The 12,623-nt window shown below is 57.0% G+C and carries 12 protein-coding genes and 1 pseudogene; 8 read left to right on the top strand and 5 right to left on the bottom strand.

The window, feature by feature from the left end:
* Positions 1-194: 194 nt before the first annotated feature.
* Positions 195-299, bottom strand: coding sequence for a cytochrome b6-f complex subunit PetM (gene petM, locus ACWIUF_RS17620; protein WP_448573829.1), 105 nt, complete (start codon positions 297-299; stop codon positions 195-197).
* 96 nt (positions 300-395) lie between these two features.
* Between petM and pdxA the strand changes: the two genes are divergently transcribed.
* The 4 genes and pseudogenes from pdxA to ACWIUF_RS17640 all read left to right on the top strand — a co-directional run.
* Positions 396-1,469, top strand: a complete 1,074-nt coding sequence (pdxA, locus tag ACWIUF_RS17625; RefSeq protein ID WP_448573830.1) for a 4-hydroxythreonine-4-phosphate dehydrogenase PdxA — start codon at positions 396-398, stop codon at positions 1,467-1,469.
* Between the two features lie 109 nt (positions 1,470-1,578).
* On the top strand, positions 1,579-2,523 hold the full coding sequence (locus ACWIUF_RS17630) for an adenylate/guanylate cyclase domain-containing protein (RefSeq protein ID WP_448573831.1): 945 nt from the start codon (positions 1,579-1,581) through the stop codon (positions 2,521-2,523).
* A gap of 49 nt (positions 2,524-2,572) precedes the next feature.
* Positions 2,573-3,268: a hypothetical protein gene (locus ACWIUF_RS17635; protein WP_448573832.1), complete on the top strand. Its 696-nt coding sequence runs from the start codon at positions 2,573-2,575 to the stop codon at positions 3,266-3,268.
* A 59-nt stretch (positions 3,269-3,327) separates the two neighbouring features.
* Positions 3,328-3,483: pseudogene (locus ACWIUF_RS17640) on the top strand (chlorophyll a/b-binding protein); the annotation flags it as partial.
* Positions 3,484-3,690: 207 nt separating this feature from the next.
* Here the strand turns inward: ACWIUF_RS17640 and ACWIUF_RS17645 are convergent.
* The 3 genes from ACWIUF_RS17645 to ACWIUF_RS17655 form a co-directional block, all read right to left on the bottom strand.
* Positions 3,691-4,485 (bottom strand): hypothetical protein, encoded by a 795-nt coding sequence (locus ACWIUF_RS17645; RefSeq protein WP_448573833.1) that lies wholly within the window; start codon positions 4,483-4,485, stop codon positions 3,691-3,693.
* Positions 4,486-4,674: 189 nt separating this feature from the next.
* A complete protein-coding gene (locus ACWIUF_RS17650; protein ID WP_448573834.1) occupies positions 4,675-6,009 on the bottom strand; it encodes an NAD(P)/FAD-dependent oxidoreductase in 1,335 nt (444 codons plus the stop codon).
* Between the two features lie 7 nt (positions 6,010-6,016).
* Positions 6,017-6,652, bottom strand: a complete 636-nt coding sequence (locus tag ACWIUF_RS17655) for a hypothetical protein (protein WP_448573835.1) — start codon at positions 6,650-6,652, stop codon at positions 6,017-6,019.
* Between the two features lie 414 nt (positions 6,653-7,066).
* Between ACWIUF_RS17655 and ACWIUF_RS17660 the strand changes: the two genes are divergently transcribed.
* The 4 genes from ACWIUF_RS17660 to ACWIUF_RS17675 are packed head-to-tail and all read left to right on the top strand — an operon-like array spanning position 7,067 to position 12,023.
* Positions 7,067-7,990 carry an RNA methyltransferase gene (locus ACWIUF_RS17660; RefSeq protein ID WP_448573836.1) on the top strand — a complete coding sequence of 308 codons (924 nt, stop codon included), beginning with the start codon at positions 7,067-7,069 and terminating at the stop codon, positions 7,988-7,990.
* Positions 7,983-9,680 (top strand): serine hydrolase, encoded by a 1,698-nt coding sequence (locus tag ACWIUF_RS17665; RefSeq protein ID WP_448573837.1) that lies wholly within the window; start codon positions 7,983-7,985, stop codon positions 9,678-9,680. Before ACWIUF_RS17660 ends, ACWIUF_RS17665 begins: the two co-directional genes overlap by 8 nt.
* A gap of 46 nt (positions 9,681-9,726) precedes the next feature.
* A complete protein-coding gene (locus ACWIUF_RS17670) occupies positions 9,727-10,689 on the top strand; it encodes a glycosyltransferase family 2 protein (protein ID WP_448573838.1) in 963 nt (320 codons plus the stop codon).
* An 8-nt stretch (positions 10,690-10,697) separates the two neighbouring features.
* Positions 10,698-12,023 (top strand): lipid-A-disaccharide synthase, encoded by a 1,326-nt coding sequence (locus tag ACWIUF_RS17675; protein ID WP_448573839.1) that lies wholly within the window; start codon positions 10,698-10,700, stop codon positions 12,021-12,023.
* 19 nt (positions 12,024-12,042) lie between these two features.
* Here ACWIUF_RS17675 and ACWIUF_RS17680 read toward each other — a convergent pair whose 3' ends face one another.
* The gene (locus ACWIUF_RS17680; RefSeq protein WP_448573840.1) at positions 12,043-12,270 is read right to left on the bottom strand and encodes a DUF4327 family protein; all 228 of its coding nucleotides are present in this window, start codon (positions 12,268-12,270) and stop codon (positions 12,043-12,045) included.
* Positions 12,271-12,623: the final 353 nt, after the last annotated feature.

Raw genomic sequence — 12,623 nt, forward strand, 5'->3', positions numbered from 1 at the left:
GGGCGGTGGCGGGCTTGGAATGGCTCGCCCGCTCTGTTAAGCCCAGGCAAAACTCAGTTGAAAGGTAGGCAACGGCAGCGACAGCCGTAACATCAAAAACCAAGGTCAGTGCATCCTGCATGGTGAGTCCTCCAAAATCAAACGTAGCCCAACCCAAACTAGGGCAATGCTCCCACCGGGGGGAGCTAGCCGGATTACTCTTCGCCACCCTGGATCTTCAGCAGCAGAAAACCTAGACCTAAACCGATCATGACGATCGTTGCTGACAAAATCGCCGTATTCAAAATTTCGCCACCCATTGAGATTACTCCTAACAGACGTTAAAGATAGAACGAAGGGGTCATGAACTTGCCCCCATGACTAGCCCCCATTGTAAAACGTGGTGACCGTAAAACGTGGTAAACGCCCTGCGCCCGACCTATCCCCCCCTAGCCATTACCCTGGGTGATCCGGCGGGTATCGGCCCGGAGGTCATTTTGAAAGCCTTGGCCACCCTACCCCCTGCCCAAGTAGCCGCCCTGACGATCGTCGGTAATCGCCATCTGCTTCAGCAATGCTATGACCACTTGCAGACCCTCGATACCGGTTCAACCCAACCGCTGGCCCTCGCCCAACCAGAGACCCTGAATGTCCTAGAGGTGGAGCTATCGCCGAACGTCCTAGCCCAGATTCGACCGGGGATGGGGAATGTGGCCAGTGGCACCGCCAGTTTCACCTACCTCAAGACAGCGATTTTGCGTACCCTAGCGGGAGACTTTCGCGGCATTGTCACGGCCCCGATCGCCAAGGCCGCATGGCAAGCCGCTGGCCATCCGTATCCCGGCCAAACCGAACTGCTGGCGGAACTGAGTCAATCATCCCAATCCGGTATGTTGTTTGTGGCCCGATCGCCCCACACTGGTTGGACCCTACGCACGCTGTTGGCCACCACCCACATTCCCCTTGCCCAGGTCCCGGCCTCTCTGACGCCGATGCGGATGCAGGCTAAACTCGATCTCCTGATTGCTTATCTCCAACGGGATGTGGGTCTTGCCCATCCCCATATTGCCATCGCTGGCCTCAACCCCCACAGTGGGGAACAGGGGCAATTGGGGCAGGAAGAACAAACCTGGCTGATTCCCTGGCTAAAGGCGGCCCAGCAACAATATCCGGCGGTCCGTTTACGGGGACCTATCCCACCCGATACGCTGTGGATTAAAGCGGGGCAAGCCTGGTATGGAACCAGAGCGATCGCGGATGTACCCGATGCCTACTTGGCCCTCTATCACGATCAGGGGTTAATCCCCGTGAAATTATTAGCCTTCGATCGGGCAGTCAATACCACGATCGGCCTCCCCTTCATTCGCACTTCGCCGGATCACGGTACGGCCTTTGACATCGTCGGTCAGGGAATTGCCGAGGCAACCAGTTTTCTCGCAGCCTTAGAACAGGCCACGGAGGCTGCCCAACGCCCCACCCTCACACCCTAATCCGTAGCGAAGCAGCCCTTGAATGCAAACAACGATGCTCTGACCATTTGCCCAGATCCGCTAAGTTGGTAGTGACGACCTGAGTCGTCTCAGTGCCCGTATCAGGACCTTGACATTGGTTGCTAGGACAATGGCCACAATTACCTCCCTGACCGATCGCCGGACCATTCCTGTCCAAGCGGACGAGACCATTCTCGTGGCTAGCCTCAAGGCGGGGATTCCCCATGCCCATGCCTGTGGGGGGCAGGGACGCTGCTCCACCTGCCGGGTAATTGTGACAGCGGGGCTAGAAAATTGCGAACCCCGTCAGCCAATAGAACAGGAACTCGCGACACAATTGGGTTTCCCTGATCCTGTTCGGCTAGCCTGCCAAACCCATATTCAGCAACAGGTAGAGCTAGTTCGCCCAGTGATTGATGCGATTGATCACGAGATCATCAAAATTGAAGTTATTGGTGGGTCTTGTGTTCGTCAAATCGGTGAAGAAAAAACGATTGCATTATTGTTTGCTGATATCGCTGAATATACACCCTTTACCGCTTCTCTGTTGCCCTATGATGTCATCCATGTTCTTAGTCGTTACTTTAAGATCATGGGAGAGGTGATTAACACACATCACGGCACGATCGTGGATACGATCGGCGATGGTCTTTTTGCAGTCTTTGGCCTAGAAATCGATCGCCCCAACTGTTGCCTAGATGCGATCGCGGCGGGGTTGAGTATGTTCCAAGCCCTGGAAAATCTCAATACTTATCTATGCCAGATGTATCAGAAAACCTTCCAGATTCGGATTGGCATCCACTATGGCTCCGTAATTGTGGGCAACACCGTTGTTAACCAATATAATCGGCTTGCTGTGATTGGAGATGCGGTGAATGTGGCCAGTCGGATCGAAGCGGCCAATAAGGCGATCGGGACTCACTTTCTCATCTCTGCTGATGTGTATCAACAGGTGGCGACACAGATAAAAATTGGCCAGGAATTCACGACGGGACTCAAGGGAAAATCGGAAATTTATCAACTCTATGAGGTCATCGATCTCAAGGTATCATGAGTCGATCGCGTCAACGGAAGATCGTTTATCTCCCCCTATGTAAGTTGGAATGATGCAGCCTGATCTTGACACGGCTATTACCACGATCGTCGCAACGCGCCTTTCACTGCTAACCGATCGCAGTCTACTCGTGGCGTTGACGGGTATTGATGGCTGTGGGAAAGGCTACATCACCCGGCACATGGTTGAGGCCCTGGAAGCCCAAGGTTTACGGATTGCCGCGATCGGCATCGACGGCTGGCTGAACCTACCCCCCGTGCGCTTTAGCGACCGTAACCCCGCCGAGCATTTCTACCAACATGCGTTTCGCTTTGAGGCGCTGTTTGCAGAACTGGTGCTGCCTCTGCGCAATCAGCGATCGCTTAGCCTTACGGCAAATTACACCGAAGAAACCGCGACGGCATACCGCCAGCATATCTATGCGTTCGAGGCCATCGACATCATCCTGTTGGAAGGCATCTATCTGTTAAAGCGTGAATTTCAGCCATACTACGATCTCGCGTTCTGGATTGAGTGTAGCTTTGATACGGCCCTCCACCGAGCCATTCTTCGCGCCCAAGAGGGCCTATCCCCGGAGGCGACGATCGCTGTGTACCGGCGGATCTATTTCCCCGCCCAAGAGATTCACTTTCAACGTGATACCCCCCAACGAGCAGCAACGTTGATAATCCATAACGACAACCCTGACCGGGATGGCCATCCCCCGGCCCCAGCCCCCAAGTCAACGGATCACAACACAATGTAAACAAATATTGCAACTTTGCCGGTGGCTGTGTTAAGGTTTGTAACAGGTTCAGATTTCAGGAGACACACCCCATGCAAGAGCAAGAAAGCAAACTTGGATTTACTGCCTTTGCGGAAACCTGGAATGGCCGTCTGGCAATGCTGGGTTTCGCCATTGGCCTTGCCACTGAATTGTTAACCGGTCAAGGCATTCTCTCCCAGCTCGGTTTGATGTAATTTCCCCTGCGAACTGTTTGCGATCGTTGCCCTTAAAGCGAACGATTGCAGTCCTAATTCCTGATTGATGCATGAGACACCTGTTGGTAGCCTTTCCCCCGCTACTGGCAGGTGTTTTCCTGTGGGACGGCTTGATTGAGAGCAGCCTTTGGGGATAAACCCTCAGCGCTTGGGCTTGGCAATGGCACTGTCTTTGGGGATAAACCCTCAGCGCTTGGGCTTGGCAATGGCACTGTCGCGGGAGAGGGAGCGGTATTGGGTAGCGGGATACTGATCGATATGACGATGAATCGCCACGGGGGGAGTCACCCGGCAACTGAAGAATTCAATCGCGGCCTTGCCATCGGGCAGGAGACGTACCTTGGGGGATAGGTCGGCGATCGGATCGCTGATCCACTCCCATTGGGCTTGGGGCGGTAGCGTGTCGATCAACCGATGGTTTGCCCAGTTTTTGGACTTTCCCGTGGCTCCCAAATCCTGAATCTCACGCCGAAAGATTGAGGCTACCAGGAACGAGGCCGGGGAGCGATCGCCCTCTAGGGCTTCCATAAAGTCCGGTAAGGCCCCCTTCGGGTGGGGGGGATGCTGACGATCACTGCTGGCCTCCAGAACCGATTCCAATTGGGCTGTGGTGGAAAGGGCTTCCGGCACCGCCCAGGTAATGCCAATCCCATCCCCAGGGACCCGGTAGAGGTAGGTGACTAAACGCCAATCCAACTGGATGCGGACTCCCGGCAGGCGAATCAACGCCGCACCGGGGTTTAAGGTACTGACAAACCAGCGTCCCTCCACATTCGGGCCATAATTATCCTCCTCCTGAATGCTGGCGGATTGGAAAAAGCCGCTCAGGTCATCCAGGGATTCTGGTTCAGGCGTGTCATCAATCTCATCCAGGGACGCGATCGACTCCGGGCTATCCTCGGTCTCTGGTAACAGCAAACTACTTTTAATAATTTGCCTGACCTTCTGTAAAGAGGCAAGGGGAAATCGTTGGATGGTCATAGACAGTGCAGGGGATGGGGGAAAGGGTAACGGGTATGATCAGACTGAACTCCCCCAAATTTAGCGGGAAATTGCCCAATCGGGGATATTCCAGGCCATTCGGTAGCAAATAGTTAGGAATCCTCCTTCTTATTACCGGCGCGATTACCGGAATCCTTGCCTGAGTCATGGCCTGAAGCAAGCACTTCCCTAGGTATCGGGGATAGGCAAACTCACCCCCATCAAGGTGCTTACCTGCTGAGCCGTGGCGGGAGCCAGAAGAATGCCATTGCGATAGTGGCCAGTAGCCAGGATGACGTTGGTATAGCCCACCAATTTCTCAATGATCGGGGCCGGTTGATGTTCGGGGCGGGGGCGAAGGCCATACCAGGCATTCACCCAAAGGGCATCCGCCAGAGCGGGCAGGATCGCGATCGCCTGTTCCCAAACCTGCTCTAATGCGGTGCTATTGGGCATGACCAGCCCCCTGGGATGGCGAAATTCCACCGTGGCCCCAATGGCAAAATCATTCGCGCTGAGGGGCACAATGTGGACATCATTTTGGGTGATCGCTGGCCACGGTATTGGGGAAGCGAGGGGCCGCCCACAATAAAAAACTTGCAGCGCTTGCCCTAGAACTGGTTGCAGGGCAACGCTCTGCCACTCACTGCCGCGCCAATCTATCCGACGATCGTCCAGATCCGGTTTAGGCGGGGGAGGGTACTGGTACAGGTGGGCCGTGAGGCGATTAGCCCCTAGGCCAGGGGCCAGAATGATCCAGTCAGCCGGGAAGGTGTTCGTCTGGGTATGAACTGTGGTCACGGTTTGCGCCTTGCTTGTGGCCAGCATACGGCGCTCCGACGCGAGGGCGCTCAGGGAGCGTTTTTGGGCCAGGGCTGCCAGAATCATGTCCGGGGGAATGGCCGCATCCTCTGGGCGAAGGGGGCTAAACCCGGTCACGGGCGTGGCAAAGTGGAACTGGACACCTTGCCGACGGGCCGCCGTGATCAGTGCCCGCAGCAGGGAGGTGGGTTGAATCTGGAGGTCTTGGGGCGAGTGAACGCCCGCCACGATCGGGGCGAGGTTCAGATCCGGGTAGCGATCGCGCAATTGCTCCGGGCTAAGCCAGTCTAGCTGAAACCCTTGACGGGTACGGTACTCGCACAATTGTTGCCAATGGGTCAGGTTTGCGTCGGCGGTGAGGAGGTGCAGGAGGCCCTGGGGATTGTGGGTGATCGCCTGTCCCGTGAGGGTGGTTAATTCCGGGATCAGGCTGTGGTAACGGCGAATACTGGCCTGCCGCAGGTTCCAAGCCCGACCTGTCCGTTTTTGGCTGCTCACCCCCACCAGGATGCCCAGGGCCGCATGGCTGGCAACCCGCCGATGGGCAAACGCATGGTTTTCCGTAACCGTCTCGGCGATCGGAAAAAAAGTGCTTTCCGGTTCCTGTTCTAGGACGGTAATCTGAAGGTTGGGGATGCGGCTCAATTCGTAGGCGATCGTCGCGCCGATGATGCCAGCACCAATAATCATCACCTGGGACATCGGTAGGCTAGTTTTCTGGCTCGATCGCGGGCACATCAATGGCACTTTCGAGTTGGTTGACCTGCGCATCTTGCTGTCGCATGGCTTCCAATGTCGTCGGGATGCCCAGGTTGAGAACTTCCTGATCGGTCGCCAGGTTAAAAGTATTAACCGACCAATGATCCCCCCGTTTAATGACCTGAAGCTCAGCAAGGGCGACGCCCCGTTCACACTGGACTTCGAGTAGGTAGGTCGCCGTTGCCAGGGCCGTCATACTCCAGCTTTCACCGGGTAACCCAGTTCCTGCCGAAAGACTCTCCTTCGTCACCATTTCACCGCAGGATATCAGGCCCCCCAACAACCGTTGCCAGGGCGCAAACACAGTATCGAGATCCCCGCCAGCTACCGTTTCTAGTAACTGGGGCGTGGCACTGCGGAGCAGGGCATCAGCCTGCCAATCGGTCAGAACAGCCAACACCGTCGATCGCGCAAATTGCTGGGATTCTGTCACCGCTTGTTGAAAGGCTTCGGCTTGTTGGGTGAAGAAGCGCTTGACCTTGGGAAAATAAATTTTAATCAGGATGATGATGGTGACAACCAGCACCGCCACGATAAATAGGAAAAAGCCAACAATCCCACCCAGCGCGACCAAAATATCTTTCATGGCTCTGAGGCTTCTAATGGTTGTTCCTAGTCTACCCCCAACCGCCTTGAGGGCATCAGCCAGCCTCAACAGGGAGCCAAGTCCAGGAACAGAGTATGGCTGTGATTAAAGTTTCTGTGACCCAATCTCAGTCGCGACGCGACGCGAACGAAAAACGATTGTGGGACAGGCAGGATGCCTACCCCTGACACAGCCGAGATGGCTATCCCACGCTTAATTTGCGATCTACTGAATCTGGCCAAATTAAACTTGACAGAGTACTAGGGAACCTCGATTAATTGAGGCGGATAATTGAGACGGACGGCGGAGCCGCCCACCCCAACTCCTTAAGAACTGCGTGGGCACAGTTGCGAAAATTGGTATTTTTCGCGGTGCCCACTAGCCAGCATCATCTTTTCCTACTCGTCCCAGGCCATGTCTACGATCGCCCCCCCACAGCCCAACCCCCCAGCCAGCGGTTTAGACCGGGTCCGCATTGTTTTGGTTGAACCAGCCGGTGCCCGTAATGTGGGTTCGGTGGCCCGGGTGATGAAAAACTTTGGGCTGCGCCAGTTGGTTCTGGTCAACCCCCAATGTGATCCCCAGGGGCCGGAGGCACGGCAAATGGCAGTCCACGCAGCGGACCTCTTGGCCCAGGCCCAAACGGTGACTGGCTTACCAGCAGCCCTGGCCGGTTGTCAGCGGGCGATCGCGACCACCGATCGTCCCCGCACCCTCAATATTCCCCTCGAAGCCCCCCGTGCTGCCCTACCGTGGCTCCTGGAGGCCCCTGCTGCCCTGATTTTTGGGCCAGAGGACCGGGGCTTGAATAACCAGGAACTTAACCATGCCCAGCGGTGGGTTGGTATTCCCACCGGCCCGGACTACTCTTCCCTCAACCTGGCCCAGGCGGTCGCCGTCTGTTGCTATGAGTTACACTTAAGCCAACCGCCTGCAGGGGTTTCCCCGGCGATTGCCCCAGCCGGAATATCGACAGAAAACTTAATCAAATCCTGGCCCCCGCCGCCGGGGACAACAACGGCTGCATCCCTTGCCAGTCCTGAGCCAGCGGCAACCCTGGAGGAATTGGCGGCCTATTATGCCCATTTAGAAGCCGTCCTCCTGAAAATCGGTTATCTTTATGCCCATACTGCGGCGAGTCGGATGCAAAAGTTCAAAAGACTTTATAATCGCTGCCAACTTTCCGCCAAGGAACTGGCGATGTTGCGTGGTGTGTTAAGACAAGTCGAATGGGCGATTAGCCCCCCATCAGACCCGTTTTCCCCTGGGGGCAGCACGCGAATCGCCGTTAACCCCGTCCCAATTGCCGATACTTTGGATCAGTCTGGCAGTGAATAGAGCACAGAATCCCTCCTCTAACCCCCAGTTCGGCGCAGAGTCAGATAACCTGGCTCCCCTTCGTCCGCGTCGCCGCGCACGTACCCGCAAAGTCCCTCAGGGGCCAAACCTCTCGGTAGTGGTGCATCCCTCCGCACGCTCGGCCAGTCAACGGGGCCAGGTGGACCCACAACCGCTCTCCAGTGATCCCCTCCAGCGGGCCAGACAACACTACCGCAGTTCTGGACGGCTGAGTGCGACGGGTGGGAGTTCAGCCCAAGGGTGGGACCCGCTGACTGACCTGGTTGGGCCACCCCCCAATTTGCCGGGACAGCGGGGCCGGAGTCGCCCGCAGTCCACGGCTGAGCCAACCCGCGAGGCAACGCCAATGGCCGGTGATCCCCGGCGACGGCGATCGCGCGGACGGCGACGTGCCAGCCTGCCCTTAAGCAGTCACGCGAACCTCGGCCATGCCTATCCAGCCCCTAGCCCGCAGACGAACCCGCGGTCGGCTAAGGCATCGCCCCGGAATAGTGCGGCGGCGCGGCAACGATCGCGGCTGATGGCTTCCTTTCTATATGCCCTACGGTTATTGATTTTAGGGGTGGGACTGGGGGTGATTGCCGGCACTGTCCTGTCGGTATGGGACCCCACCGGACGTTATATGGGCCTAGGGCCTGCCGGGGAGTCAGCCCTGCCCACGGAAACGACTCCCCAAGCCGAAGCCTCCCCCGCGATCCTACCGGCCCTGGATCTGGGTCAGGAAATGACTGCCCTGAAGCAACAGGTGCAAACCCTAGTCAGTAGCCAACCGGATCTGACCCCAGGGGTGTTTCTGGTGGATCTGGACACCAATGCCTATGTGGATCTCAATGGCAGTATGGTGTTCCCCGCCGCCAGCATGATTAAGGTGCCGATTCTCGTGGCTTTTTTCCAGGATGTCGATGCGGGTAAAATTCGGCTGGATGAAGAATTGGCCTTGACGGAGGATGTGATTGCGGAAGGATCGGGGGATTTGCAGTACCAACCGATCGGCAGTAAGTATTCCGCCTTGGAAACGGCCACCCTGATGATTGTGATCAGCGACAATACAGCCACCAATATGTTGATCAAGCGCATGGGTGGGAAGGAAGCCCTCAACCAGCGATTCCAGGATTGGGGCCTGCCGAATACGGTGATCAATGCCCCCCTCGCGGATCTGGCGGGAACGAATACGACCACGCCGAAGGATCTGGTCAGTCTGATGGCCTTGGTCAACCGGGGCGATCTGGTCTCCCTGCGATCGCGCGATCGCTTGTTGGAAATTATGCGTCGCACGGAAACCAATACACTCCTACCCCAAGGCTTAGGCCCTGGTGCCACGATCGCCCACAAGACGGGGGATATTGCCTCAACGGTTGGGGATGTGGGGCTGATTGACTTACCTGATGGCAAGCGTTACTTGGCCGCCGTCGTGATGAAGCGCCCAGATAATGACGATCGGGCACAGGAATTAATCCGGCAAATCTCTAAGGTGAGCTATACGGCCTTTACCCAGGCCACCCCACCTCCTAGCGCACCGGCCCCAGCGGCCCCGTCAGCCCCTAGCCCTAATCCAACGGCCTCCCCTGCAACGGCGTCACCCCTACCCACGAGCGAGCCGATGAGCGAGGGGGATGCACCCGCAGCCACCCCATCGGAACCCAGTGCCCCTAACAACCCAGAGCCGTAATCTGTTTTAGTAACGTTAGGCTACTGAAACCTTGCGGGGAGTCGCTGTGTTCTTGAGTGTTGTGATCCCAACCTATAACCGTCTGCCCATTCTGGAAAAGTGTTTGCGGGCGCTGGCCCAACAAACCTGGGAGGCAACCGTAGGGATTACGGGCTATGAGGTGGTGGTGGTGGATGATGGCTCCACCGATGGTACGATCGCGTGGCTGCTAGCCCACCAGGCGGAATTGCCCCAGGTCCGCTGGCTGGTCCAGGAGCATTTGGGGCCGGCGGCGGCCCGGAATCTGGGGGTGCAAGCGGCGAAAGGCGAATGGATTGTTTTTATTGACAGCGATCTGGTGGTGACGGCGACCTTTTTGCAAGCCCATGCCCAACGTCTGCGCCAGGAACAGGCGCGGCTGGGGATGCCCGATCTTGAACACTTGCCTGTTTTTACCTATGGGCGGGTGATTAACACCTGTAATTTTGATGCACCAACGACAGAGCCATATAAGGTGACGGATTTTTCCGCTGCCTACTTTGCCACAGGCAATGTGGCGATCGCGCGTCACTGGCTGGAAACAGCGGGCCTATTCGATACCCAGTTTCAACTGTACGGTTGGGAGGATCTGGAGTTAGGGGTACGCCTGAAACAATTGGGGTTACGGTTACTGAAGTGCCCAGAGGCAGTGGGTTACCATTGGCATCCGCCCTTTACCCTTAGCCAGATCCCCAGGTTGATCGATCGGGAAATCCAACGGGGCCGGATGGGGGTCCTGTTCTACGCAAAACATCCCACCTGGGAAGTCCGCATGATGATCCAAATGACTTGGCTACATCGGCTCCTTTGGGGGGGGCTGTCCCTAGGGGGAAGGCTAAATGAAAAGACAATGGCCCCCCTGTTGCAATGGCTGATCGATCGCGGCCAGCCCCAACTGGCCCTTGAGGTAGCACGGATTTTTCTGAACTGGTATAACGTGCAGGGGGTGTATGCCGCCTATCACGAACAAGCTGCCATCACGGAGGGATAACCGCCAGGATGCAGGCAGGGATAGATATTGTTGTCCTCTCCAACGGGCCAGGGGAATTAGCCACCTGGGTGCGCCCGGTGGTGCAAGAACTGCGGCGACAGTTGGGGAACGATCGCACCCAAGTCCGCATTTCCGTGGTGTTATCCCCCTGCCCCAATGCCAGCGGTCGGGAAGCGGCGATCGCCCGGTCCTATCCGGAGGTCGATCGTGTCCAGGGACCGGAAGCGTTTTTTAACTTTTTGCTTTGGGGTCAAACCGCTGAGCCGTGGGATTGGCGCGATCGGGGCGTGGTCCTGTTCCTCGGTGGCGATCAGTTTTTTACGGTGATCATCAGTCGCCGGTTGGGCTATCGCAGTGTTGTGTATGCCGAGTGGGCGGTTCGCTGGTTACGGTGGGTCGATCGCGTTGCCGTGATGAATACCCAGCTTCTCTCGCAACTCAGCGGCCCCGCTGCCGCCAAATGCACGGTGGTGGGTGATCTGATGGCGGATGTGGGCCAGAGTCTGGGTACCCCTGCGGCTAACCGCCCGGATGTCCCCAGGTCCCCAACGATCCCATCCCCAAGGCCCCGGATCGGCTTGTTACCCGGCTCCAAACCGGCTAAGCTCGCGATCGGCGTTCCCCTGTGCTTGGCGATCGCTGATTATCTGCATCAGCACCGCCCGGAACTGGACTTTTTCATTCCCGTGGCCCCCGCCTTGCCCGTGGCCACCCTGGCTCGTTTTGCTGACCCCACCCACAATCCCGTCATCGCCAAATTTGGCAACGTCACCGCGACCCTGCTGACCGTGGGACCCGAGGCCCCGGCGTTGAAAACCCCCTCTGGGTTGACCGTGCCCCTCTGCACCGAGTTCCCCGCCTATGCCCAATTGGCCCAATGTACCCTGTGTTTAACCACGATCGGGGCCAATACGGCGGAATTAGGAGCCTTAGCGGTGCCGATGGTGGTTTTGCTGCCGACCCAACAGCTAGATGCCATGCGGGCCTGGGATGGCCTCCCAGGCATTTTGGCCAATCTCCCAGGGGTAGGTTCCCTCTTTGCCAAAGCCGTTAACAGCTTGGCCCTGCGACAATTACAAGGTCCCCAGCGACGCCTCCTGGCTTGGCCCAATATTTGGGCCGGAGCGGAAATTGTGCCGGAATGGGTGGGTCCCCTCCAGCCCCAAGCAGTGGCTATCCAGGTGTTGACCTACCTAGATCAGCCCGATCGATTAGCCCAAATGCGCGAGCGACTGCGCCAGATACGCGGCCAACCAGGGGCGGTGAACAAACTGGTCGAAGTCGTGATCGCAACCCTGGGCGAGGCGGCGGGCAGCGATCGGGAGCGGGGGTAACCGGAGGGCACGCTCAAGGTTAATCGTTATCCCATTGCTCATTCCCCATCAGGTCACCAATCCGGTCCCGGAGGAGGAAGTTATTTCTTTCGAGTTCACATTCCACACAGACCCATTCCCGCGCTGGAATGTACTGGCAAAGCGAATAAATCGGCTGTTGGCGACTGAGGAGACCACGATCGACCAGATGACGAGCTTCCTCCTGGATCACGTCGAGAGAGTAGCGTACCGATAACGTGTTAAGCATAATGCCAGACCGCCTTTAAGAATCGTGCTGAGGAGAAGTGGGTAGACTGTCAACTGAAGCCGGTATCCCAGATCGGCGATGCCCGATGCTTCTGTAGTCCACTATACTGAATCGCTTTTATTTTCAGGCATTTATTTCGCTAATAATGTTAATAAGTATTTTCAAGTCAAGGAGTCCTGACAACTCTGTCCTAGAATGGGTAGCCCAAATTTGGTAAATGCTCCTGCGGAGGGGCTACGCGAACGAAAAACTGGCGTGGGGTAGGCATCCTGCCTGCCGCCGAGACCGCCGAGACGGCTATCCCAGGTTCAATGTGTAATCTACTTAACTTATCGCCTGGCTCCAGTTCCACG

The sequence above is a fragment of the Trichothermofontia sp. genome (assembly GCF_053493415.1).

What these genes read in the sequence shown, in the direction of transcription:
- petM (WP_448573829.1), bottom strand. Translation starts at nt 299, where the DNA reads ATGGGTGGCGAAATTTTGAATACGGCGATTTTGTCAGCAACGATCGTC.
- ACWIUF_RS17635 (WP_448573832.1), top strand. Translation starts at nt 2,573, where the DNA reads ATGATGCAGCCTGATCTTGACACGGCTATTACCACGATCGTCGCAACG.
- ACWIUF_RS17645 (WP_448573833.1), bottom strand. Translation starts at nt 4,485, where the DNA reads ATGACCATCCAACGATTTCCCCTTGCCTCTTTACAGAAGGTCAGGCAA.
- ACWIUF_RS17650 (WP_448573834.1), bottom strand. Translation starts at nt 6,009, where the DNA reads ATGTCCCAGGTGATGATTATTGGTGCTGGCATCATCGGCGCGACGATC.
- ACWIUF_RS17655 (WP_448573835.1), bottom strand. Translation starts at nt 6,652, where the DNA reads ATGAAAGATATTTTGGTCGCGCTGGGTGGGATTGTTGGCTTTTTCCTA.
- ACWIUF_RS17660 (WP_448573836.1), top strand. Translation starts at nt 7,067, where the DNA reads ATGTCTACGATCGCCCCCCCACAGCCCAACCCCCCAGCCAGCGGTTTA.
- ACWIUF_RS17675 (WP_448573839.1), top strand. Translation starts at nt 10,698, where the DNA reads ATGCAGGCAGGGATAGATATTGTTGTCCTCTCCAACGGGCCAGGGGAA.
- ACWIUF_RS17680 (WP_448573840.1), bottom strand. Translation starts at nt 12,270, where the DNA reads ATGCTTAACACGTTATCGGTACGCTACTCTCTCGACGTGATCCAGGAG.